Genomic DNA, 650 nt, shown 5'->3' on the forward strand with positions numbered 1-650 from the left:
GCACCGTCGCTGTTCTACTTCGCCCCGCGCAACATCTGGGTGCTCGCCTACCAGTGGGGCGGACCGGCCTTCTCCTACCGGACCTCAACCGACCCGACAAACGTGAACAGCTGGTCGGCACACCAGACCCTGTTCACCGGAAGCATCTCCAACTCCGGCACCGGCCCCATCGACCAGGCGCTCATCGGCGACGACCAGAACATGTACCTGTTCTTCGCCGGAGACAACGGCCGGATCTACCGGGCCAGCATGCCCATCGGAAACTTCCCGGGCAGCTTCGGCTCCAACTACACGACGATCATGACCGACTCGACGAACAACCTGTTCGAAGGCGTGCAGGTCTACAAGCTCCAGGGCCAGAACCGGTACCTCATGCTCGTCGAGGCGATCGGCAGCCAGGGCCGCTACTTCCGCTCGTTCACGGCAACCAGCCTGGGCGGCACCTGGACCCCGCAGGCGGCCAGCGAGAGCAACCCGTTCGCCGGCAAGGCCAACAGCGGCGCCACCTGGACCAACGACATCAGCCACGGCGAACTGATCCGCAGCAACGCCGACCAGACCATGACCATTGACCCCTGCAACCTGCAACTGCTCTACCAGGGACGCAGCCCCAACTCCGGCGGCGACTACGGCCTCCTGCCGTACCGGCC

At 65.1% G+C, this 650-nt stretch carries 1 protein-coding gene; it reads left to right on the forward strand.

Annotated elements, in window-relative coordinates; all coding sequences use genetic code 11:
• Nucleotides 1-650, forward strand: a 650-nt coding sequence (locus ACFQUZ_RS32370; RefSeq protein WP_377449117.1) for a non-reducing end alpha-L-arabinofuranosidase family hydrolase, incomplete at both ends; no start/stop codon positions are given.

Source organism: Plantactinospora sp. GCM10030261, assembly GCF_042666615.1.
GTDB lineage: Bacteria > Actinomycetota > Actinomycetes > Mycobacteriales > Micromonosporaceae > KBS50.